Annotated in this window: 23 protein-coding genes and 1 tRNA gene; 6 read left to right on the forward strand and 18 right to left on the reverse strand. The window is 63.3% G+C overall.

The window, feature by feature from the left end:
• Positions 1-195: 195 nt before the first annotated feature.
• Positions 196-435, reverse strand: a complete 240-nt coding sequence (locus AAA138_RS07560) for a hypothetical protein (RefSeq protein ID WP_349074370.1) — start codon at positions 433-435, stop codon at positions 196-198.
• A gap of 607 nt (positions 436-1,042) precedes the next feature.
• Between AAA138_RS07560 and AAA138_RS07565 the strand changes: the two genes are divergently transcribed.
• From AAA138_RS07565 to AAA138_RS07575, 3 genes are read left to right on the forward strand one after another with little or no spacing between them, the layout of a single operon-like run.
• Positions 1,043-1,585, forward strand: a complete 543-nt coding sequence (locus AAA138_RS07565; protein ID WP_349074372.1) for a DUF4342 domain-containing protein — start codon at positions 1,043-1,045, stop codon at positions 1,583-1,585.
• A gap of 18 nt (positions 1,586-1,603) precedes the next feature.
• Positions 1,604-2,389 (forward strand): response regulator transcription factor, encoded by a 786-nt coding sequence (locus tag AAA138_RS07570; protein WP_349074373.1) that lies wholly within the window; start codon positions 1,604-1,606, stop codon positions 2,387-2,389.
• Entirely contained in the window at positions 2,373-3,668 is a 1,296-nt protein-coding gene (locus tag AAA138_RS07575) for a HAMP domain-containing sensor histidine kinase (RefSeq protein WP_349090276.1), read from the forward strand. The genes AAA138_RS07570 and AAA138_RS07575 overlap by 17 nt, the downstream gene beginning before the upstream one ends.
• A 75-nt stretch (positions 3,669-3,743) precedes the next feature.
• On the opposite strand, the gene AAA138_RS07580 is transcribed toward AAA138_RS07575, so the two are convergent.
• Together AAA138_RS07580 and AAA138_RS07585 are read right to left on the reverse strand one after the other, a co-directional pair.
• The gene (locus AAA138_RS07580; protein ID WP_055310391.1) at positions 3,744-4,118 is read right to left on the reverse strand and encodes a VOC family protein; all 375 of its coding nucleotides are present in this window, start codon (positions 4,116-4,118) and stop codon (positions 3,744-3,746) included.
• Between the two features lie 11 nt (positions 4,119-4,129).
• Positions 4,130-4,417 carry a PTS sugar transporter subunit IIB gene (locus AAA138_RS07585; protein ID WP_006235903.1) on the reverse strand — a complete coding sequence of 96 codons (288 nt, stop codon included), beginning with the start codon at positions 4,415-4,417 and terminating at the stop codon, positions 4,130-4,132.
• 163 nt (positions 4,418-4,580) lie between these two features.
• On the opposite strand from AAA138_RS07585, the gene AAA138_RS07590 reads away from it, so the two are divergent.
• Together AAA138_RS07590 and AAA138_RS07595 are read left to right on the forward strand one after the other, a co-directional pair.
• The gene (locus AAA138_RS07590; RefSeq protein ID WP_195363798.1) at positions 4,581-5,204 is read left to right on the forward strand and encodes a hypothetical protein; all 624 of its coding nucleotides are present in this window, start codon (positions 4,581-4,583) and stop codon (positions 5,202-5,204) included.
• 31 nt (positions 5,205-5,235) lie between these two features.
• Positions 5,236-5,320, forward strand: a tRNA-Leu gene (locus tag AAA138_RS07595).
• A gap of 147 nt (positions 5,321-5,467) precedes the next feature.
• Here AAA138_RS07595 and AAA138_RS07600 read toward each other — a convergent pair.
• From AAA138_RS07600 to larC, 6 genes are all read right to left on the reverse strand, one after another.
• Complete coding sequence (locus AAA138_RS07600; protein WP_099432259.1) at positions 5,468-6,469, reverse strand: hypothetical protein; 1,002 nt, start codon at positions 6,467-6,469, stop codon at positions 5,468-5,470.
• 19 nt (positions 6,470-6,488) lie between these two features.
• Positions 6,489-7,259: a hypothetical protein gene (locus AAA138_RS07605; protein WP_232049580.1), complete on the reverse strand. Its 771-nt coding sequence runs from the start codon at positions 7,257-7,259 to the stop codon at positions 6,489-6,491.
• 195 nt (positions 7,260-7,454) lie between these two features.
• Positions 7,455-8,744 (reverse strand): phosphopyruvate hydratase, encoded by a 1,290-nt coding sequence (eno, locus tag AAA138_RS07610; protein ID WP_349090278.1) that lies wholly within the window; start codon positions 8,742-8,744, stop codon positions 7,455-7,457.
• Between the two features lie 189 nt (positions 8,745-8,933).
• Positions 8,934-9,782 (reverse strand): nucleoside triphosphate pyrophosphohydrolase, encoded by an 849-nt coding sequence (mazG, locus tag AAA138_RS07615; RefSeq protein WP_349090279.1) that lies wholly within the window; start codon positions 9,780-9,782, stop codon positions 8,934-8,936.
• A gap of 2 nt (positions 9,783-9,784) precedes the next feature.
• Positions 9,785-10,333 (reverse strand): phosphodiesterase, encoded by a 549-nt coding sequence (yfcE, locus tag AAA138_RS07620; RefSeq protein WP_349090280.1) that lies wholly within the window; start codon positions 10,331-10,333, stop codon positions 9,785-9,787.
• 55 nt (positions 10,334-10,388) lie between these two features.
• The gene (larC, locus tag AAA138_RS07625) at positions 10,389-10,874 is read right to left on the reverse strand and encodes a nickel insertion protein (protein ID WP_349090281.1); all 486 of its coding nucleotides are present in this window, start codon (positions 10,872-10,874) and stop codon (positions 10,389-10,391) included.
• A gap of 291 nt (positions 10,875-11,165) precedes the next feature.
• Here larC and AAA138_RS07630 point away from each other — a divergent pair, with 291 nt between their 5' ends.
• Positions 11,166-12,077: a PHP domain-containing protein gene (locus tag AAA138_RS07630; RefSeq protein ID WP_349090282.1), complete on the forward strand. Its 912-nt coding sequence runs from the start codon at positions 11,166-11,168 to the stop codon at positions 12,075-12,077.
• A 351-nt stretch (positions 12,078-12,428) separates the two neighbouring features.
• Here AAA138_RS07630 and hisE read toward each other — a convergent pair whose 3' ends face one another.
• From hisE to hisG, 9 genes are all read right to left on the reverse strand, one after another.
• Positions 12,429-12,746 carry a phosphoribosyl-ATP diphosphatase gene (hisE, locus tag AAA138_RS07635; RefSeq protein WP_349090283.1) on the reverse strand — a complete coding sequence of 106 codons (318 nt, stop codon included), beginning with the start codon at positions 12,744-12,746 and terminating at the stop codon, positions 12,429-12,431.
• Between the two features lie 46 nt (positions 12,747-12,792).
• Positions 12,793-13,122 carry a phosphoribosyl-AMP cyclohydrolase gene (hisI, locus tag AAA138_RS07640; protein ID WP_055285578.1) on the reverse strand — a complete coding sequence of 110 codons (330 nt, stop codon included), beginning with the start codon at positions 13,120-13,122 and terminating at the stop codon, positions 12,793-12,795.
• Between the two features lie 142 nt (positions 13,123-13,264).
• The gene (hisF, locus tag AAA138_RS07645) at positions 13,265-14,047 is read right to left on the reverse strand and encodes an imidazole glycerol phosphate synthase subunit HisF (protein ID WP_117654877.1); all 783 of its coding nucleotides are present in this window, start codon (positions 14,045-14,047) and stop codon (positions 13,265-13,267) included.
• 3 nt (positions 14,048-14,050) lie between these two features.
• Positions 14,051-14,794: a HisA/HisF-related TIM barrel protein gene (locus AAA138_RS07650; RefSeq protein ID WP_349090284.1), complete on the reverse strand. Its 744-nt coding sequence runs from the start codon at positions 14,792-14,794 to the stop codon at positions 14,051-14,053.
• Positions 14,791-15,516: an imidazole glycerol phosphate synthase subunit HisH gene (hisH, locus tag AAA138_RS07655; protein ID WP_349090285.1), complete on the reverse strand. Its 726-nt coding sequence runs from the start codon at positions 15,514-15,516 to the stop codon at positions 14,791-14,793. The genes AAA138_RS07650 and hisH overlap by 4 nt, the downstream gene beginning before the upstream one ends.
• Before the next feature lie 21 nt (positions 15,517-15,537).
• Entirely contained in the window at positions 15,538-16,125 is a 588-nt protein-coding gene (gene hisB / locus AAA138_RS07660) for an imidazoleglycerol-phosphate dehydratase HisB (protein WP_349090287.1), read from the reverse strand.
• Positions 16,126-17,241 (reverse strand): histidinol-phosphate transaminase, encoded by a 1,116-nt coding sequence (gene hisC / locus AAA138_RS07665; protein ID WP_349090288.1) that lies wholly within the window; start codon positions 17,239-17,241, stop codon positions 16,126-16,128.
• Between the two features lies 1 nt (position 17,242).
• Entirely contained in the window at positions 17,243-18,679 is a 1,437-nt protein-coding gene (gene hisD, locus AAA138_RS07670; RefSeq protein ID WP_349090289.1) for a histidinol dehydrogenase, read from the reverse strand.
• Positions 18,680-18,785: 106 nt separating this feature from the next.
• A complete protein-coding gene (hisG, locus tag AAA138_RS07675) occupies positions 18,786-20,501 on the reverse strand; it encodes an ATP phosphoribosyltransferase (RefSeq protein ID WP_349090290.1) in 1,716 nt (571 codons plus the stop codon).
• Positions 20,502-20,737: the final 236 nt, after the last annotated feature.

Below are 20,737 nucleotides of genomic sequence, written 5' to 3' on the forward strand. Positions count from 1 at the left end.
CCCGCGACGATGAGATAGTCGTCGCTCGTCAGGCTAGCCCCAAGGTCCCAATCGCGCAGCTTTTGCATGTCGAGGCCGCCATGGACGTCGCCCGTCACATAGACCGTCATCGGATTACCACTTCCCTGTAAGTCGCTAGACCGCATTCTGCACGATCACTAAGCCAACCGTTCCAGCCCTTCCACCCCTTAGGGCTTACCCTTCGTTCTTCCATCCAAACGGGTCAAGCACCCAAAAAACCAGATCGAGCACGCCGCCGGTCATCATGGCGCCGGCAAGGGCCATGCAAACGTGCAGAGAGCTGGCACTTCGGAGCACGTCGAATGGCCCCAGAACAGCCAGCAGCGCAACCGCTGCGCCGACAAGGCACAGCGCGAGGCACGGCCCTGCGTCCCTGACGCACTTCTTTGCGAGATGCTTGGTGTTGTCACTCATCAATATCGAACTCCTTAGAGGGTCGTCGTTCAGATGCATGCCGCCGCGGCAGAGCAGGGCGGCAGGGAAAGTGTCACATGTCGTGCGGACATCAATGGAGAAACCGCCTGCTCGACCAACCCTTGACGCCGTTTTGCACCGGCGCCCCATCCCCGTTATCGAGGTCTAATACTTTTCCGCGAAGTGAACGGCTGTTTTTGGACCCCTGGAGCATCCGCATTTTTCAACGGCAAAATCGCAGGATTCCGGCAGCAAAACCGCAGGAAACGGCACCTCTCAAGTGTCGATGCTTCGGGTGTCCGCTTTCACTCGTTCACTTCTCGGAAAAGTATTAGACCTCGCTGTCGGCCGCCCCAAAGACCTGTCCTTCCCTTCCCCACGCCACGCAAAACCGGCCTTCCCCTTGCCTGCGCGCCCCGCGTCACGCGCTTCGCCACCCAAAAACTCATCCACCATTAATCTTGGCTCAAGAATCACTTAATCTATAACCTGCACTATAGAGTTCGACCAAGGGCGGGGCGGCGCCGCGCAACGCAGGCCGCCGAACGCAACGCTCGCGCCCGGGCAGATCGCCTGGCGTCGCGCCCATCGAACGAAAGGACAGGTCATGGACGACCTCGAAAAAGTTGAAACCATCCGCACCAAGTGCAACGTGAGCTACACCGATGCCAAGGCAGCGCTCGACGCCGCCGACGGCAACGTTCTGGATGCCATCATTTGGCTCGAGTCGCAGGGCAAGACCCAGACCACGTCGGCGCACGCCGCCACCGAGTCCGCGCCGGTCGACGAACCCTCGGCCGAGATGGTCGCCGCGCAGGCCGCCTACGAGAAGTCGAGCGAAAAAACTGACTTCTCCAAGAAGATGGACAGCGTGTGGGAGTACCTTAAAAAGCTCTTCCGTCTGAGCCTGGACACCAAGTTTATTGCCACACGCCGCGACGCCATCATCCTCAACATCCCCATCCTGATCCCCATCGTCGCCCTGTTTGCCTGGGGCGCCACGATATGGCTGATGCTGCTTGGCCTGTTCTTTGGCATGCGCTATCGCATCGATAGCGACGGCGACGTGCCCGGCAGCATCAACAACCTGATGGATCACGCCGCCGACGCCGCGGACGGCATCAAGCAAAATCTGAACGACGACAAGTAATCGCAGACGGGGGCACGCATGGCACGGATCCTGATCGTAGAGGACGAGGAGAAAATCGCCCGCTTTGTGACGCTCGAGCTTGAGCACGAGGGCTACCAGGTGGAGCACGCCGCCGATGGCCGCACCGCCGTTGACCTGGCGATGGAGCGCGACTACGATCTGATTCTGCTCGATGTACTGTTGCCGCAACTCAACGGCATGGAGGTGCTGCGACGCGTCCGCAAGCACAAGGATGTGCCGGTGATTATGGTCACCGCGCGCGATGCCGTGATGGACAAGGTGGCCGGGCTCGACGCCGGTGCTGACGATTACCTGACCAAGCCGTTTGCGATTGAGGAGCTGTTCGCACGGATCCGCGTGGCGCTGAAGCGCTCGGAGGCCGTGCGGGCGGCTTCGGGCATTGGCGGCGTCGGTGCCGGGACGGGCATGGCGGGCGGCGCGACCGGGAGCGCCGCTGCGATACCCCCGGTCAGCGACTCGACCCAGGCTTCTGCCTCTCCCTCCCCCGCCACGCTCGCCGTGGGCTCGGTCGCGCTCGATCTCGACCGCCGCGAAGTCACGGTCGGCGGCTCGCCCATCGCACTCACGGCCCGCGAGTTCGACGTCCTCGCCCTGCTTATGGCGCATGCCGAGACTGTGCTCACGCGCGAGCGCATCGCGCACGAAGCGCTGGGCTACGAATACGTGGGCGACACCAACAACGTCGACGTACACATCGCGCACCTGCGTGCCAAAATCGAGGACGCCGGCGGTGCCCGCATCATCCAGACCGTGCGCGGGGTGGGCTATGTCTGCCGTGCGTAACGCCGAGGCCAAGCGCGTCACCTCCATCGCCCGCGCCATCAACTGGAGCTATATGTGGCGCCGCCTGTTGAGCTATGTCTGGCTCGACCTGCTACTGGTGGTGATTGCGGCGGCGATCCTCGTCTATGGCTACAACCAAACGCTGCCCGAAGGCGCGTTTACCGCAGGCTGGATTCCCGGCGCCACCGTTCACGGCATGTCGCTGACGCCCGCGCGCGGCTGGGACCTGGCAACGCTCGCCTATACCGTCGAGCTTGCGCACACCAGCAAGACCTTCCCGCTCGCGCAGGACCTCGTCGCGCTATGGCCTCTCTACCTTGTCGTTGTGGGTTGGCAGGTCATCAGCGTGCTCAACATGCTCGGCGGCGCCCGCCGCGTGCGCCGTACCATGGCACCACTCAACGACCTGGCCTTACGCGTGGACGAGCTCGGCCGTATGCAGCTCTCCGGCGGCAAGATGGAAACGCTGGAGCAGGCCATCGAGCGCGCAAGCGTCGACTCGCCGAGCGTCACCACCGGCGACGCCGACCTGGCGAGCATCGAGGTCGCGCTCAACCGCCTGCTGCGCCAGATGCAAGAGGCCAAGCTGCAGCAGATGCGCTTTGTCAACGACGCGAGTCACGAACTGCGCACGCCCATCGCGGTGATTCAGGGCTACGTAAACATGCTCGACCGCTGGGGCAAGGACGACCCAGCTGTGCTGGCGGAGTCCATCGCCTCGCTCAAGGCCGAAAGCGAGCACATGCAGGAGCTCGTAGAACAACTGCTGTTTTTGGCACGCGGCGATGCCGGCCGCACCGCGCTGCATCGTGTGGATACCAATCTGGCAGCGCTCGTCGGAGAGGTATGCGAAGAATCGCAGATGATCGATGCCGGGCACACGTATCGGCTGGCTTTTGACGCCGCATTTGCCAGCGACCCGCGCTGCGACGCGTCCGTCGATGTCGCACTCGTGAAGCAAGCTCTGCGCGTGATCGTGCAAAACGCCACCAAGTACTCGGATGCGGGAACGACCGTCACATTTGGCATAACGCCCGATGTGGGCTCGGGCACGATCGACATAAGTGTTGAGGACGAGGGCATCGGCATGAACCAGGAATCCGCAGCTCACGCGTTTGAACGGTTCTATCGCGCCGACAACGCACGCGATGCCGGCGCGCAGGGCTCGGGCCTGGGGCTTGCCATCGCCAAGTGGATCGTCGATAGCCACGGCGGCGTCATCGGCGTGACCTCAGTCGAAGGCGTCGGCAGCCGCTTTACGATTCGCCTGCCGCGGTAGGAAGCCCCTCGACATAAATAAAGGGATAGGGCCACGCGGCCCTATCCCTTTTTGCCAGCTATGGCAGCTTGTGCGCTACTCGCGGCACAGGTGCACGGCGAAACCGGCGAACTCGCGCTTAAAGTACACGAGCTTGGTACCACCGTCGGGCAGCAGTGCGCGCGACTCTTCGTTGACCTCGAGCCCGCGCTCGGCAAACCACTTCTCGGCCGCATCGATGTCGTTAACGGCAAAGCCGATGTGGCCCTTGGTGCCACGACCGTTCTGCTTCATGATCTCGACCAGCGAATCGTTGAAGTACGAAACCGGGGTCTCGATGACGGGCAGGCCCATCATCGTCGAGAACAGCTCCGCGATCTCCAGGGCGTCTGCCGGGTCGGTGGCGTTAATGCCCACATGGGCAACGCGCATACCAAAGAGCTCTACCGGGTTGGCGTTCTGCTCACTCATGCAGTCAGCGCCTACTGAGCCATGACGTCGAGAACGGCCTTCTCGGCGGCAACGCGGTTCATGCCGGTCATGAAGGGCACGCCACTCACGTACGGGCAGGTGAGGCCCTCGGGGGCAACGGTGGTGGCGATCAGCAGGTCAGCGCCCTCGTCGCAGTAATCCTTGGCCTCGGAGATGGCGCACTGCACGATCTCGTACTTGTCGGCATAACCGTTGGCGTCGAGCAGGGTAGCGACCTTCTGGGCAACGAGCGTGGAAGTAGCAGCGCCAGCACCGCAAGCCAAAACGATTTTCTTCATAGGTAATGTCTCCCTTCATGGTTTACTTTAGGTAAGTGTACCGCAGCGAGCGATGGCACTCGGCCTCGATGAGCTTTTATGCCAGTTTGCTTGCGCGCTGCGTATAATACATCTAGTACGTGTTGTCATACCGCTCGCTTTATGAGCGACTAAGGACCCTAATATGCCCGATTCCCGCACACTCTGGACCGCCGTCGTTATCATCTGCATCGCCGTGTCGGTGTTCTTTAGCGTCAAAAAACGCACAACGTTCAAGCGCCTGCAGCAGCTTATGGCCGCCAAGCAGTGGGACGAGTTCGATCGTTTGCTCGACGGCAAACTCACCAGCATGCTGTACCCGCGCTACAACCGCGACTACCTGCGTCTGAACTCCTATCTGCTGCGCGAGGACCACGAGCGTGCCAGCGAGATGTTCGACCTGCTGCTGGGGCTCAACCTCCCCAAGATGCAGCGCGTCGACCTGGTGATCAAGGCCTTTAACTACTACGTTGGCCAGGAGGACCGTAAAAAGTCCAAAGAGCTGCTGCACGAGATCAAGGGCTTTGAGGGCGGTCAGGCCGAGGCAGTCGCGCACGAGTGTCAGCTGATGTACGACACGATGATCCTCAAGCGCCACAACGACATTCCCGAGCTGGAGCGCATGCTCAAGGATGCCGGTGACGACAAGGTCAAGCGCTGCCGCTTGGAGTACCTGCTGGCCCTGCAGTACCAGAACAAGGGCGACGAAGCCAAGTTCCAGGAGTTCCTGGAGAAGTCGGGCCAACACTCGATGGCCGTCAACGCGTAACGGACGGCTTGTGCTAGACTTCTAGTTTCACGGGGGCGTGGCGGAATTGGCATACGCAGGAGACTTAAAATCTCTCGCCGCAAGGATTGTGGGTTCGAGTCCCACCGCCCCTACCATGTATTGTTTACGAGCCCGTGTCCCCCAGGGATGCGGGCCCGTTTCTTTTGGACGCCGATGGGGCTTTAAGTTGCGGTGGAATAGTTCCTTTTGGCCGTTTACCGGCCCATTTAGGAACTATTTCACCGCAACTCAGAGGGAGACGGTTAAAGGGCGCTCAGACTCGGGGTCCAGGCGATGGTGGGGGTTGCACCGTCAAGAGTCTCGTTGATGGTGGCGGCCATACCGGCGAGTAGGCTATTCTCGCTTACGGTGAGCGTCTTGTAGCCGCCGGCACGCATGAGCTCGCGAATCACCACGGCGCCAGCCAAGATCACGCCCGCGCGTTTGGGCTGCACACCCGGTAGCGCGGCGATGCCGTCCGCGTCCAACACAGACATGTGCTCGATAGCAGCCGAAATCTGTTCCATCGAAAGCTCGCGCAGGTGCACAAAGCTCGAATCATACGGCTCCAGCTCGTGAACCAGCGCCACGAGAGTGGTGACGGTGCCACCCACCGCGACCAGGCGCTCTGCACGCTCAAAATTGCTCGGCAGGCCCTCAAAATAGGCGGCGAACTGCTCGCCCGCCCAGTTGGCAGCGGCAGCAAGCTCGCCGTCCGCAGGCGGCAGTGCCGAGAAAAACCGCTCCGTCACGCGGCGACAACCGATGTCCAGCGAACGCGTACCCTCCAGCGCGAAGACCCCACGCTCCGGTGCGTACACACCCGTCGCGAGTTCCGTGGATCCCCCGCCCGAATCGGCAACAATGATGCGCTCGCCGGCAAAGTCGTGCGCCACGCCAAAAAACGTCAGGCGCGCCTCGACCTCGCCCGGAATCACCTGCGGTTCGAGCCCCAGCTTACGCAGGCCGTCCAGCAGCAGTGCGGCATTGGATGCATCGCGCGCGGCGCTCGTGCATGTGGTGCAAATGCACGCGGCCCCAAAGGCACGCGCCTCGTCCACAAACATGCGGCATGCAGCGAGCACGCGCTCGACCGCCGCCTCGCAAAAGCGGCCCGTCGCGTCGACGCCCTCGCCCAGATCGGTAATCTCGGTGTGCTTGGACGATTCCACGATCGCCCCGCCCTCGACCTGGGCCAACACCAGTCGCGACGACACCGTTCCCAGGTCGATCGCCGCCACCTTATAGCGTTTGCAATTTGTCATTGCGGCCCCCCTCCGGGCGCTATTTGCCGTTGGACACGACCGCCTGGCCCTCGACACCGTTAAACCCAAACAGCATGTCGAGCGCCTGGATGTACCACGGCGCGTCCTTACCGACTTCTTCGATTTCCTTGGCAACTTCGCTGGCCTTCTTGGCGTTCGACGACTTCTTGCTCGAAGACGAATCTGAATCGTCATCCAGACCCAGCACGTCAATCTTGGTCTCGCCGGGCATCACCAGGCCCAGGTCCTCGGACGCCGCGTCCTTAATGCCCTCCTCCGAGAGCAGTTTGTCGACGCTTTTTTGCAGCTCATCATTGTATTGCTGACGAATCTCGACCTGCTTGGCCAAGATATCGCTCGAACGCTTTGCCACGTACAGATCGCGCACGGGGAAATACAGGCTCACGAGCACCAGGGCAACGACAATGCCGATGAATAGCCCTCGCTGAGGACCGTGGGTAAAGTCGTAAATTGCCTTGACCACTGCGTTGTCGTTGGCGTAGTGCATAAAGTCCGAGCCGGAAAGACGGCTTGAGGGCCTGGTCGACTTTTCGTGCGTTTGAGCCGAGGGGCGCTGCGTACGCGAAGCATGCGTCGGGCGCGCCGAACGTGACGGGCGGTCCGTCGACATATTCATTTGAGCATGGGAGTCCGAATTGCCTGCCGTGCGATGCGTGGGACGGGCAGCGCCCGTATAATCGGGCCCGCCAAGCTGCACCGAATGCGCACGACGAGACGACGGCTCACGCGAACCGGCGGAATAGTACCTGTTGTCGTAAATCTGATCCATGTGCGCCTTGTGCGGTTGAGGTTTGTTTGCGCTAAGTCCTTTAGTTATAGCACGAGCGCCCGCACCGCCTTCGCCAGCCTTTGCTCGACATAAAAAAGGCGCTGAGCCACACGGCCCAGCGCCAATAGTGCTTTGCGGCATCCGGCCAAGGCGGGGCGGAACCGAGTCCACCCCCTCCCCGCCAGGCTCATCTGTCTAGCGGATGTTGTAGAACGCGGCCTTGCCGGCGTAGCGCGCGCTGCCCTCGAGCTCGTCCTCGATGCGGATGAGCTGGTTGTACTTGGCAATACGGTCGCTGCGGCACGGGGCACCCGACTTGATCTGGCCGGCGTTAACACCCACGACCAGATCGGCGATCGTGGAGTCCTCGGTCTCGCCGGAACGGTGGCTCACGATGCAAGCGTAGCCGGCCTCCTTGGCGGTTTCGATGGCCTCGAGCGACTCGGTGAGCGTGCCGATCTGGTTGACCTTGACCAGAATCGCGTTGGCGGCGCCCAGCTCGATGCCCTTCTTGAGGCGCTCGGTGTTGGTGACGAACAGGTCGTCGCCCACCAGCTGCACCTTGTTGCCAATGCGGCGGGTGAGCTCGACCCAGCCGTCCCAGTCCTCCTCTGCCATGCCGTCCTCGATGGAGATGATGGGATAGGTGTCGACGAGCTTCTCCCAGTAATCGACCATCTGAGCGCTCGTGTACTCCACGCCCTCGCCCTTGAGCTCGTACATACCGGTCTCGGCGTTGTAGAACTCGGTCGATGCCGGGTCCATGGCGTACATGAAGTCGACGCCGGGCTTAAAGCCAGCCTTCTCGACGGCCTTGGTGATGTACTCGAACGGCTCGGCGTTGGTCTTGAGGTTGGGCGCGAAGCCGCCCTCGTCGCCCACGCCGCCGCCAAGGCCAGCCTCGTGCAGCACGCCCTTGAGGGTGTGATAGACCTCGGCGCACCAGCGCAGGCCCTCGGCAAAGCTCGGAGCACCCACCGGCATGATCATGAACTCCTGGAAGTCAACGTTGTTGTCGGCATGCACGCCACCGTTGAGGATGTTCATCATGGGCGTGGGCAGCAGGTGGGCGTTAACGCCGCCCAGGTACTGGTACAGCGACAGGCCCGCCGACTCTGCCGCAGCGCGGGCAACGGCCAGCGATACGCCCAGAATGGCGTTGGCGCCGAGCTTGGTTTTGTTGGGCGTACCGTCGGCGGCAATCAGTGCGGCGTCAATGGCACGCTGATCGAAGGCATCGAGGCCCACGACGGCGTTGGCGCACTCGTTGTTGACATGCTCGACGGCCTGCGAAACGCCCTTGCCCAGGTAGCGACCCTTGTCGCCGTCGCGCAGCTCACATGCCTCAAAGGCGCCGGTCGAAGCGCCCGAAGGCACCATCGCGCGACCGAAGCTACCGTCCTCAAGCACGACCTCGACCTCGACGGTGGGGTTGCCGCGGCTGTCGAGTACCTCGCGGCCGTAGACGTCCAAAATGTCACTCATGCTGTCTCCCTCTCACTTGGAAACGTAGTTGATGCAAGCGACCGGCCGACCGTGCACCGTCGGTGCGCCTCCGTAAGTTAGCCATGTCGCACTTTTTGCATTATGCCCTAAGTTAGCCGAGGGATACACTTGTTTTTCGAAAAATTTAGCGGGAACGATGAGGCATGTCAGCCCGTCGTTCCCGCAGTCTTACTCCTCTGCCTTTGCGGCATCCCAGAGGTCATTGAGGTCGTGGGTCGAAAGCTCAGTCAGATCTACATGAGCGTTGGCCGCCATCTGCTCCATCGCGGCCCAGCGACGGCGGAACTTGGCCGTGCTCGCGCGCAGGGCGCTCTCGGCGTCGATGCCCTCCTTGCGCGCAACGTTGACCAGGGCAAAGAGTAGGTCGCCAAACTCCATCTCGCGCTCGGGCGAGCCGGGAGCCTCGGCCTCAAACTCGGCACGCTCCTCGGCGACCTCGTCCCACACGTCCTGGACCGTCTCCCACTCAAAGCCAACGGCCGCTGCCTTGCGCGACACCTTCTGCGCCTGCATCAGCGCCGGCAAATGCGTGGGAACGCCGTCGAGCAGGCCCCCGGGCGCAGCCTCGCCTGCCGCCACGGCCTTGTCCTTGGCAGCCTTCTCGGCAAGCTTAACCTCGTCCCAGATCTTGAGCACCTCGTCGGAGTTATCGGCATCCGCATCGCCAAACACGTGTGGGTGGCGGCGGATGAGCTTGGCGTCGATATCGCGTGCCACATCGGCCAGCGTAAACTCACCGGCGTCCGCCGCAATCTGCGCATGCAGTACCACCTGCATGAGCACGTCGCCGAGCTCCTCGCGCAGATGCGCCGCGTCGTCCGCCTCGATGCAATCGAGCGCCTCGTAGGCTTCCTCGATCATGTTCTTACCGATGCTCTGGTGCGTCTGCTCGCGGTCCCACGGGCAGCCGTCGGGCTGACGCAGGCGCCAGATGGTCTGCACCAGATGCTGCAGCTCGGCCGACGCGTCGACCAGCGTGGACAGGTCGCGCGAGCCCTCGGCATTTTGCTGAGCCATGGTTAGTCCTCCTCCATGATCACGTGACGGAACGCACCGCCCTCGTAGATGCCGTAGCTGTGCGTACCGTCCTTGGGAATGCTCACGCTGCCGGGATTGAAGAGCCGCAGGCCCGGGTGCGCCTCGCTTGCCTCGTTAACCTTGATGTGCGTGTGGCCGTAGACGAGCGCGGAGCCCTCGGGCAGCGCGGGCGCGTGGTCGACGCTGTTGTGCATGCCGGCGCCAAAGACGTGGCCGTGTGTCAGGAACAGCTCGCGGCCGGTCTCGTCGAACAGCGTGGCGTAGTCGGCCATAACGGGGAAGTCGAGCACCATCTGGTCGACCTCGGCGTCACAGTTGCCGCGCACCGCGATGATGCGGTCGGCCAGGGCGTTGAGCAGCGGAATCACACGCTTGGGGGCGTAGTCGCGCGGAAGGTCGTTGCGCGGGCCGTGGTAGAGCAGGTCGCCCAGCAGAACGATGCGGTCGGGTTGCTCGGACTCGATGGCGGCGCAGAGGCGCTCGGTCCAGTATGCCGAGCCGTGGATGTCGGAGGCGATGAGGTATTTCATGGTGGTCCTTTCGGGTGGGGTTGATATGACTGGGCGCGGGATGTCGCCGGCCGCGCTATTCAAATCGCAGTGCCGCGCTCTGGGCCGCCTGCATCACGCGTTGGAGCGGTACGTTGTGCTCGCGAGCGAGGCGGGAGCAGTCCTCGTACTCGGGCGCCGCACGCTCACTGCCGTCGGGCAGAGTGGCCACTTTGACGGCCACCTCGCCCCAAGGCGTCGCCACCTGCTCAAAGCGGCGCGGCAGGCAGACGCGCTCCATAATCTGGCGCCGGATACCGTTGGTCGTGGTTTCCAAAAAGATGATCGTCTGCAGACGGTCAATGTCCTCGCGGACGCAGATTACCTGCAGCTGCCAGCCGGGACGACCTTTTTTGCAGTAGAGAGGCAGCCAGTGCACTTCGCGGGCGCCCGCCTCGCGCAAGCGGTCGGCGGCATAGGCGAGTACCTCGGGCGACGCATCGTCGATGTCGCACTCTAGCTTGACGATGGTCTCGGGCGCATCGGTCTCGCGGGACAGCGGAGATGTACTTCCACGTTGCATACGGTCCGGATCCTTTCCGCACGGGCTCGTTTTATTCACCCAAACGCTAGCACATCGGACGTGGCACAGGCGTGACTTTCGTCCGTCGCCGCCCTCGCCCCTATCCAAACATGTACATCAGCCTCCAAACATGTCATTTTATGTCGGTTTTGGAGGCTGACGTACATGTTTTGAGAGCAAGCGAGGCCGCGCCGCGCAGCCTTTCCGATCGATTTCGGCACCCCGCGCGTACGACGCGCCGAGGCTGCGCCATTACAATGGAGCGGATTCGCCAAATGCAAAGGAGCCGCTATGCCTATGTGCCCGCTGGTCGATTGCCATACCCACACCTCGTTTTCGGACGGCCATGCCTCATTTGAGGACAACGTTCGCGCCGCTGCTGCGGCCGGCTGCCGCGTTATGGTCTCGACTGACCACCTCACCCTGCCCGCCAGCATGGACGCCAACTGCGAAGTACAGGTTGTCGAGGGCGACCTGACGACGCATCGTCTGGCATTTGAGGACGCCCGCAAGCTTGCCGCGCAGATTGCGCCGGAGCTCGAGCTTATCTATGGCTTTGAATGCGATTGGTACGAGGGCTGCGAGCCTTTGGTTGAGCGCTGGTCCCAGGGCGCCGTCGTACGTCTGGGCAGTGTGCATTGGATTGGCAACCCCGGCGATATTGCGGCAGGCGCTGCGGGCACGGAGGGAACGGAAAACGTCGCTCGCCCCGATACACCCGATTCCCTTTGCGGTTGGATCGACGACGACACCAACCTGCACGTTTGGGAAAACTTAGGCGTGCGCGGCGTGTGGGAGCGCTACGTCGACGACTGGTGCCGTGCCTGCGAAAGCTCACTCAACTTTGATGTAATGGCCCACCCCGACCTGGTCATGCGCTTTTCGAAGGAAGGCTTCGCGCCCGATTTTGACCCCGCGCCGTTTTGGGAGCAGATGGCCGAATGCGCCCACGATATGGGTCGCCGCGTTGAGGTCTCGACCGCCGCGCCGCGCAAGGGCCTCGACGACTATTACCCCTCGACGGGGCTGTTGCGTTGCTTCGCCCACGCCGAGGTACCCATCACCTTTGGCTCGGACGCGCACCGCGCCTGCGATATTTGCTGGAACATCCGCGAGGCTCAGGCCCACGCCTACGACTGCGGCTATCGAACCTTCGATATCCCCCACCCCACCGGCGAATGGGAACCCACGCCCCTCGCCTAAGACTAGTCATTGGGGACGTTCTTAAACGACTAGTCATTGGGGACACTCTTCACAAATGACCCCTTGGGGACGGAGGAAAACAGATCGTTTCGCTCGCCACCGACGCCCGTGCAACACCGCTCGCCAAAAAGAACGCCCAATTACTACGATGGACCGCAAACCTCCGACCATCGGCTCAATGTGGAAAATAAAACCGCAGGTAGAAGCGTTGACGATTTGCTCAAAACCGCCGATTAGTCAGTAGGTTCAACTTCATCGTAGTAATTGGGCATGTTATTTGGCAGCGCCGGCAAAGACTGTCCCAAACGACTAGTCGTTTAAGAACGTCCCCAATGACTACCAAAAGCTTGACTAGTGGCGGCGAGCGTTGAGCTCACCGGCCAGTTCGTCAAGGGTGATACCGTAGCGCTCGAGCGTTACGAGCAGGTGGTAGACCAGGTCGCCGACCTCGTAGCGGATGTGGTCGTGATCGTTATCCTTGCAGGCCATGATGACCTCGCTCGCCTCCTCGGCAAGCTTCTTGAGCAGCTCGTCCTCGACGTCGGTCAACAGACGAGCGGTATAGCTCTCCTGTGGCGACGCATCGCGACGACCGTGAATCACCTCGGCCAGACCCGTCAACGTCTCGCCGATATTTCCATCCTGAACATTTGCGGTGCGCACACCCATAGTTCAATCCTTTCCGTTTTACCGAGCGCCCAACAGGGCGCCCGCCTTAGGCGAGTTTCTTAAAGAAGCAGGTACGGTTGCCGGTGTGGCAAGCCGGGCCCGGAGAGTCAACCTTGACCAACAGCGTATCGCTATCGCAGTCGGCCCAGAGTTCCTTGACCTCCTGCATGTTGCCGCTCGTCGCGCCCTTGTTCCAGAGCTCCTGGCGGCTGCGACTCCAAAACCACGTGGTCCCGGTCTTAAGCGTCAGCCCCACCGATTCCTCGTTCATCCAAGCAACCATAAGCACCTCACCGGTGTCATACTGCTGAACCACACAAGGAATCAGCCCCTTGGCGTCGTATGTAAGCTTTGAAGGATCGGTTATCTCTTCCATTTCTCTCCCCAAATTCAAACTTCGCAGGTCGGCGAGGGTTGTCCAGGTGCCCGAGATTCCGAGCGACAAGCCCGACGACGCGTACTTAAGTACGCGAGGAGGGTTGGAGCCGGAAGGTCGGGTGCCTGGGCAAGCCGCAGCATTAGAAGTCCAGCCTCACAGGAATACCTTGAGAGGCCATATACTCCTTCACCTGGCGAATGCTGAAGGTTCCAAAGTGAAAGACGCTCGCCGCCAGCACGGCATCGGCCTCGCCCTCGATCACGCCCTCGGCAAAATGCTCGAGCGTACCCACGCCGCCGCTCGCAATAACGGGAATCGGCACCGCGCGCGCCACGGCACGGGTGAGTGCCAGGTCAAAGCCGGCCTTGGTGCCGTCGCGATCCATACTGGTCAGCAAGATCTCGCCGGCGCCGCGACGAGCCGCTTCCTCGGCCCACGCCACCGCGTCTATGCCCGTGGCGTTGCGGCCTCCTGCGGTAAAGACTTCCCACTTGTCGGCACCCGGCTCTCCGGGCAAACCGACGCGCTTGGCATCGATCGCCACGACCACGGCCTGACTGCCAAAAGCCGCGGCAGCCTGGCTAATCAGCGACGGGTCGCGCACGGCCGCCGAGTTGAGCGACACCTTGTCGGCACCGGCGGCAACCATGGTCCGCATGCCCGCCAGGTCGCGAAAGCCGCCGCCCACGGTATAGGGAATAGCGAGCTCCTCGGCCGCGTGCGCCGCCATCTCGATGGTCGTCGCACGGTTGTCACTCGTCGCGGTAATGTCCAAAAATACGACCTCGTCCGCACCCTCGCGGTCATAGGCGCGCGCCAGCTCCACCGGATCGCCCGCATCGCGCAAGCTCACAAAGTTGACGCCCTTAACCACACGGCCGTCCTTGACGTCCAGACAGGGAATCACGCGTTTGGTAAGCATGGGCTACTCCTCCCCTCGGGCGGCGGCCAGCGCCTGGGCCAGCGTAAAGTTGCCTTCGTAGAGCGCACGGCCGGTAATGGCGCCCTCAATAGCATCCTCACCCACCGCAGCCAGCGCGCGAATGTCGTCGAGCGTAGAGATGCCGCCCGAAGCCACGACAGGAAAGCCCGCGACCTTGGCAACATGGCGATACGCCGCCACATCGATGCCCGTCTGCATGCCATCGCGCGCGATGTCGGTATACACCAGATGCTTAAAGCCCAGCTCGGTGAGCTGTGCCACGGCATCGTCGAGTGCCACGCCCGCGCCGTCGCGCCAGCCGTTCACCTTGACCTGGCCGTCGCGAGCGGCGATGTCGGCCACGAGCAGCTCGCCAAAGCCTTGGGCCGCCACCTCGGCAAAACCCGGCTCGGTCACCAGCACGGTACCCAGTGCGATGCGGCGAGCACCGTAACCGGCCAGCTCGTCGATGCGCGCAAGCGAGCGAACGCCGCCGCCCACGTCCACGAACAGACCGTCGACGCCGCAGATGGCCTCGATCGCCGCCGAATTGGCAGCGCATGCGTCCTCGTCCTCGCCAAAGGCGGCGGACAGGTCGACGACGTGCACCCAGCTCGCGCCCTGCTCGGCAAAGGAGCGGGCAACGGCCACGGGGTCGTCGGAATATACCTTGCAGCGGCTCCGGTCGCCGCGCTCCAGGCGCACAACCTTGCCGCCGATCAAATCGATTGCGGGAAACAGAATCATCGGCCGGCCCCCTCGACGATGCTCACGAAGTTCTTAAGGATGCGCTGACCCAGCGCGGAGGATTTCTCGGGATGGAACTGGCAGCCCCACACGTTGCCGTGGCGCACGATGCACGGGAAGCTCCGCGTATAGTGCGTGCGCGCCAGCACATCGGCGGCATCGGCATCGTCGGCCACCGCGTAGCTGTGGGTGAAGTACATGTTGGCACCCTCGGCAAAACCAGTAAGCAGCGGATCGGCCGCACCGGCGGGCGTCATGTGCACCTGGTCCCAGCCCACGTGCGGCACCTTCAGGCGACTCGATTTCAAGCGCGTGCACGAGCCGCGCATAATACCCAGGCCATCGACCCAGGGAGCGCCAGCCTGCTCGGAGGCGTTGCCGTCGGCGACCGCGCCCTCGTCCGCAGGCACGCCCTCGTTGCCGCGCTCAAAAAATAGCTGAAGGCCCAGGCAGATGCCGAGCAGCGGAGTTCCGGCGGCGACGGCATCGAGCACCGCGTCTGCCTCGCCGCTCTGGCGCATAAAGGCGATCGCGTCATAGAACGCGCCCACGCCCGGGATGACCAGGCCGTCGGCGTTGCGGATCTGCTCCGGATCGTCCGACGTGCAGGCGGCGGCACCGGCGCGCGCAAGCCCGCGCGTAACGCTCGACAAGTTGCCCTTGTGGTAATCGACCACCACGATCTTCGGTTCGCCCACGCGACCCTCCCTTATCTCATTCAAAACCTGTCCTTTTTTGGCAGGTTACAGCGAGCCCTTGGTGCTGGGGATGCCCTGCACGCGGGGATCCAGCTCACAGGCGTGGCGCATCGTGCGGCCCACAGCCTTAAAGGCGGCCTCGATAATGTGATGCGAGTTGCCGCCCGCCAGCTCGCGCACGTGCAGCGTGAGCTTGGCGTCGCGCGCAAAGGCATAGAAGAACTCGACGGCCAGCTCGGTATCGAAGCTGCCCACACGCTCGGTCGGCACGGGCAGCTCGCAGTAGGCCTGGCCGCGGCCCGAAATATCCACGGAGGCCATCACGAGCGTCTCGTCCATGGCAATCGCCGCGTCGGCAAAGCGCGTAATGCCCGCCTTGTCACCCAGCGCCTGGCAAAACGCCTCGCCCAGCACAATGCCCGTGTCCTCGACGGTGTGGTGCGCATCGACCTCCACGTCGCCCACCGCGTGCACCGTCAAATCGAACAGGCCATGGCGGCCAAAAGCGTTGAGCATGTGGTCGAAAAACGGTACGCCGGTCGAGATATCACACACGCCGCATCCGTCCAGGTCGAGCTTTACGACAATGTCGGTCTCCCCCGTCTTGCGGGTCACCTCGGCATAGCGGTCCATCTACATCTCCTCCTTCACCAGCACGGCAAACGCGGCCAGCACCTCGTCGTTTTCCTGCGGGGTGCCTACGGTAATGCGCAGACAGTCCGCGAGCCCCGGCGCGTAACTAAAGTCGCGCACCAAAATCGAATACTCGTCGCGCAGACGCTCGCGCACGCGCGTGGCATGCGGCGTGCGCACAAGCACAAAGTTCGCCGCGCTCGGCCACGCCTCCACGGGCAGACCCTCGGCAGCCATCGCGCGCAGGGCACACAACTCGCGCTCGCGCTCGGATGCGACCTGTGCCACCACGGGCGCGTACGCATCGCGGGCACGCACGCAGGCAAGCGCCGCCGCCTGGCTCAACACGTTGACCGAATAGATCTGGCGAATCGCCGCGAACACGTCGATGACCTCGGGTGCCGCGATCACGTAACCCAGACGCGTACCGGCAGCGCCAAACGCCTTGGACAACGTATGCAGAATCACCAGGTTGGGATGCTCGGCGATAAGCCCCTGCGCCGTGGTGGCCGCACCAAACGAATCGTCGGCAAACTCAACGTAGGCCTCGTCGACCATGACCATGCCGGGGCAGGCATCGCACAGAGCCGCAACAAAGTCGAGCGGCGCCACGTCACCCGTGGGATTGTTGGGCGAGGTCACGATCGCCAGATTGCACTCGGGAGCCGCCGCAAGCACCGCCGCCTGGTCGAGCTCAAAGGTCGCCGGGTCGCGCCACACGTCGCGCACCTCGGTCTGGCACAGCGACGCAAAGAACGCATACTCGCTAAAGCACGGCGGGCAGTTGAGCAGGGTCCGCCCCGCGCCGCCAAACGCCAGCAAGTAGTTATAGAGCAGCTCGTCACCGCCGTTGCCCACGCAGATATTCTCGCGAGCCACGCCATGCCAAGCGGCAAGCTCGTCGCGCAGGTCGTTGGACATGGGATCGGGGTAGCGGTTGAGCGGCGTAGCAGCCAAGGCCGCATCAACCGCCTTGCGCACGCCAGCGGGCACGGGATAGGTGTTCTCGTTGGCCGAAAGATTGATGCGCGTGGGCGTAAAGTTGGGATCGTAGGGCTCAATACCGGCCAGGTAAGGCTGGACGAGCTCCTTCATACGGGGCGTCAGCTCGGCCATATTAGGCCTCCCCGCCGGTCGCGCCAGCGCCATCCGAGCCTGCAGCCGCGAGGTCCACACCCTCGGCGACCGTCGCCACAGCGTCGCCCGGCCAGGCGACCTTGGTCAGGTCGGCCGCAGCCAGCGACTCGGCACTCACGGCATCCTCGCCCTGCTCCAGCACGCGACGACGCAGAGCGGCAGAGAGCGCGTGCGCCCACAGGCCCTCGGCCTCGGCCAGACGCTGTGTGGCGGGTGCATCGGAGAGCAGGCCTTCGGGCGTATAGCAAATGACACTCGAGCGCTTAACGAACTCTTCGACCGAAAGCGGGTTGGAGAACATGGCCGTGCCACCGGTCGGAAGCGTGTGGTTGGGGCCGGCGACGTAATCGCCGAGCGGCTCGGAGCTCCAGGCGCCCACAAAGATGGCGCCGGCGTTGCGAATGCCGCCGAGCAGGCCCATCGCGTCCTTGCAGTGCAGCTCAAGGTGCTCGGGCGCCACGGTGTTCACCGCCTCGACGGCAGCGGCCATGTCGGCGGCCACCACGATGGTGCCCTCGTTATCGAGCGAGGCACGTGTGATCTCGGCACGCGGGGACCGCGCCACCAGGATGTCGATGCCCGCCTCGACCTCGCGCGCAAACTGCTCGTCGCAGGTCACCAGATAGCAGGCTGCCAGCGGGTCGTGCTCGGCCTGAGCCATCAGGTCTGCCGCGACCACCGTGGGCTTGGCCGTAGCATCAGCCAGCACGCAGACCTCGGACGGGCCGGCGACCATGTCGATGCCCACGTCGCCCGAGACAATCTGCTTGGCAGCGGCGACAAAAGCGTTGCCCGGACCGGTAATTTTGTCGACGCGCGGAATGGTCTCGGTGCCATATGCCAGCGCGGCCACGGCCTGGGCGCCGCCCACCATATAGATCTCATCCACGCCGCCGAGCTTTGCCGCGGCGAGTGTATAGGGGCTGATCAGGCCATCTTTTTGCGGAGGAGTCACCATGACCACGCGCTTGACGCCGGCAACCTTGGCGGGAATGGCATTCATGAGCACCGTGGAGGGATATTGCGCGCGACCGCCCGGCACGTAGATGCCGGCCGCCGCGAGCGGGGTCACCTTAACGCCGAGCATCGTGCCATCTGCGCGCGTGGTAAACCAGCTCTGCTCGACCTCGCGCTGGTGGAACTCGCGAATCTGGCGCGCGGCCTTCTCGAGCGCCGCGACAAACGCGGGGTCGAGGTCTTCGAGCGCGGCATCGATCTGCTCCTGCGGCAGGCGGAAGCTCTGCAGCTCAACACCGTCAAAGCGCTGACAGTAATCGCGCACTGCGGCATCGCCGTTGGCGCGCACGTTGGCCACGATATCGCGGGCGGCGTCGACGATGTTTTGCGGCAGCACGCCCTTGCGGTTGAGCTGGTTGGTAACGAGGCACTCACCGGGAGCAAGCTTGATGGTCTTCATATCGGTATCCCCTATCGGTCGAGGTTGCGTTTGAAAAAACGAGAGGCCGGGCGGCGGCGCCAATCGGCCCGCAGCCCAGACGTTGGGACGCCCGTGCGTGCTCGCGCTATTGTGCCGAGCCCGCGACGGGCTCAAAATGCTTGTCCTTCACGGCCGCGGCCAGGCGATCTGCCAGGTTGCGCACGCGCGGATCCAGGCGAGCGGCACCCGGGTTGACAAAGAAGCGGGCCGTGCAGTCCATAATGCGACCAGTAATAACCAGGTCGTTGTCGCGCAGCGTGGCACCCGTGGCGGTAATGTCCACGATACGGTCGGTCATACCGACAATGGGACCCAGCTCGATGTTACCGTGCAGCGAAACGATGTCGGCGTTCACGCCGCGCTCGGCATACCAGGCACTCGCGATGCGCGGGTACTTGGTGGCCACGCGAAGCGACCCGCGACGGGCATAGTTGCGCTCGGCCTGACCGGCGCGCCGTGCGGGCTCCGCCTCGATAAAGGTGCACAGGCCATAGCCCAGGTCGACCAGCTGCAGCAGGTTGAGGTCTGCCTCGATGAGCGAGTCCCAGCCGCAGATGCCGCAATCGGCACCACCGCAGCCCACAAAGGCGGGCGCATCGCTGGGGCGCACGATGACAAACTCGATATCGCCGACCGCGACCGCGCCGGCACGCGTGTCGCGGCCGCGCACGATCAGGTGACGGCCGGGATCGCGCAGCTCAGAGACGTCTAAGCCTGCAGCCTCGAGCACGTCGAGCGTGTCGGCCTTGAGCGAGCCCTTGGGCACGGCGATGCGCAGCGGACCCTCGGTGCCGCGCCCCACGGCATGGTCACCATCGGAAGCAGCGTCCTCGGCCGAGGTGCGCGCGGCCTCCAGACGCTCGAGCGAAAAGGCAAAGCCCGCCGCCGGCACCTCGATGCCGTCGCCAAATGCACCGGTAAAGATGGAGTCGTAGCGACCGCCCGAGCCCACCGGATCGGGCAGGCCACCGGCATAGGCCTTAAAGACCAGGCCCGTGTAGTAATCAAACGAGTTCATGATGGAGAAGTCGAAGGACAGCACCTGAGCGTCCTCGGGAGCCAGGCCCTCGACCAGGGCACGCAGCTCGCGCGTGAGCGGCGCAACAATGCCCGCCGCCGCCAGCAGCGCGTCGACGCGGTCGAGCACCTCGGCACCACCGTGCAGGCGCGGCAGCTCGCTAATGGCGACCTTAACGGCCTCGGACTCGGCGCTTTCCGCCACGCGGGCATCGAGGCCCACAAAGTCGTTGGCATGCACGCAGCGCAGGGCCTCGGCAGCCAGCTCACGATCCTCGCATACCGCGAGCAATTCCTTAAACGGACGCACACTACCTGCGATAATTCGCGCATCGGGAAGTGCCAGCTCGCGTACGGCCTCGGCAACGAGCAAGACAATCTCGACATCGCCCGCGGCATCACCCGCACCGATAAGCTCAAAGCCCAGCTGTGTAAACTGGCGCGAGCCGCCGGCGTTGCGCTGGCACTCACGAACCACCGGCGCCTCGTAGCGAAGGCGCAGGGGCAGATCGGCCGCGCGCATGCGGGTCGAAACCAGGCGCACGATGGGCAACGTATTGTCGGGACGGACCACCAGCAGGCGACCGTCATCATCAAAGAGCTTAAACGGCGTGTCCGCAATGCGTCCGCCTTCCTCAAGCGAACTCTTGTCCTCGAGCAGCGGCGTCTCGACCGGAAGGTAACGATGCTCCCTGAAGCAGCCCTTCACCGTCAGCGCAATCTCCTCGCGCGCCTGAGCCTCCTCGGGCAATATGTCCCGGAATCCCCACGGTGTGGCCGTCATCTGGTGAGCCTCCTCATGCTGTGTTTCATATAGAACGAAAGACCGGCATAGCTCCGCCGGTCTTCTGGGTACTTTAGCATACTAGAGTGTTTGCGGGGCAAATCCGTCGCAGCCGCTCACACCGTATTCATTTGGAAACATAGGAGCGGATCGCTCGCGGCCCCGCTCGCCCATCGGAAGAGTTTACAGACGAGGGCCGGGGAGGCATGCTTTGTTTTGAGAAGTGGGCTCCGCGA

It is taken from the genome of Collinsella sp. CLA-JM-H32B (assembly GCF_040098065.1).
Lineage (GTDB): Bacteria > Actinomycetota > Coriobacteriia > Coriobacteriales > Coriobacteriaceae > Collinsella.

What these genes read in the sequence shown, in the direction of transcription:
- mazG (WP_349090279.1), bottom strand. Translation starts at nt 9,782, where the DNA reads ATGGCTCAGCAAAATGCCGAGGGCTCGCGCGACCTGTCCACGCTGGTC.
- larC (WP_349090281.1), bottom strand. Translation starts at nt 10,874, where the DNA reads ATGCAACGTGGAAGTACATCTCCGCTGTCCCGCGAGACCGATGCGCCC.
- AAA138_RS07605 (WP_232049580.1), bottom strand. Translation starts at nt 7,259, where the DNA reads ATGGATCAGATTTACGACAACAGGTACTATTCCGCCGGTTCGCGTGAG.
- hisE (WP_349090283.1), bottom strand. Translation starts at nt 12,746, where the DNA reads ATGGGTGTGCGCACCGCAAATGTTCAGGATGGAAATATCGGCGAGACG.
- hisG (WP_349090290.1), bottom strand. Translation starts at nt 20,501, where the DNA reads ATGACGGCCACACCGTGGGGATTCCGGGACATATTGCCCGAGGAGGCT.
- AAA138_RS07570 (WP_349074373.1), top strand. Translation starts at nt 1,604, where the DNA reads ATGGCACGGATCCTGATCGTAGAGGACGAGGAGAAAATCGCCCGCTTT.
- AAA138_RS07630 (WP_349090282.1), top strand. Translation starts at nt 11,166, where the DNA reads ATGCCTATGTGCCCGCTGGTCGATTGCCATACCCACACCTCGTTTTCG.
- hisF (WP_117654877.1), bottom strand. Translation starts at nt 14,047, where the DNA reads ATGCTTACCAAACGCGTGATTCCCTGTCTGGACGTCAAGGACGGCCGT.
- AAA138_RS07560 (WP_349074370.1), bottom strand. Translation starts at nt 435, where the DNA reads ATGAGTGACAACACCAAGCATCTCGCAAAGAAGTGCGTCAGGGACGCA.
- AAA138_RS07590 (WP_195363798.1), top strand. Translation starts at nt 4,581, where the DNA reads ATGCCCGATTCCCGCACACTCTGGACCGCCGTCGTTATCATCTGCATC.
- AAA138_RS07565 (WP_349074372.1), top strand. Translation starts at nt 1,043, where the DNA reads ATGGACGACCTCGAAAAAGTTGAAACCATCCGCACCAAGTGCAACGTG.
- AAA138_RS07650 (WP_349090284.1), bottom strand. Translation starts at nt 14,794, where the DNA reads ATGATTCTGTTTCCCGCAATCGATTTGATCGGCGGCAAGGTTGTGCGC.
- hisB (WP_349090287.1), bottom strand. Translation starts at nt 16,125, where the DNA reads ATGGACCGCTATGCCGAGGTGACCCGCAAGACGGGGGAGACCGACATT.
- AAA138_RS07580 (WP_055310391.1), bottom strand. Translation starts at nt 4,118, where the DNA reads ATGAGTGAGCAGAACGCCAACCCGGTAGAGCTCTTTGGTATGCGCGTT.
- hisD (WP_349090289.1), bottom strand. Translation starts at nt 18,679, where the DNA reads ATGAAGACCATCAAGCTTGCTCCCGGTGAGTGCCTCGTTACCAACCAG.
- hisC (WP_349090288.1), bottom strand. Translation starts at nt 17,241, where the DNA reads ATGGCCGAGCTGACGCCCCGTATGAAGGAGCTCGTCCAGCCTTACCTG.
- hisI (WP_055285578.1), bottom strand. Translation starts at nt 13,122, where the DNA reads ATGGAAGAGATAACCGATCCTTCAAAGCTTACATACGACGCCAAGGGG.
- yfcE (WP_349090280.1), bottom strand. Translation starts at nt 10,333, where the DNA reads ATGAAATACCTCATCGCCTCCGACATCCACGGCTCGGCATACTGGACC.
- AAA138_RS07575 (WP_349090276.1), top strand. Translation starts at nt 2,373, where the DNA reads ATGTCTGCCGTGCGTAACGCCGAGGCCAAGCGCGTCACCTCCATCGCC.
- AAA138_RS07585 (WP_006235903.1), bottom strand. Translation starts at nt 4,417, where the DNA reads ATGAAGAAAATCGTTTTGGCTTGCGGTGCTGGCGCTGCTACTTCCACG.
- AAA138_RS07600 (WP_099432259.1), bottom strand. Translation starts at nt 6,469, where the DNA reads ATGACAAATTGCAAACGCTATAAGGTGGCGGCGATCGACCTGGGAACG.
- eno (WP_349090278.1), bottom strand. Translation starts at nt 8,744, where the DNA reads ATGAGTGACATTTTGGACGTCTACGGCCGCGAGGTACTCGACAGCCGC.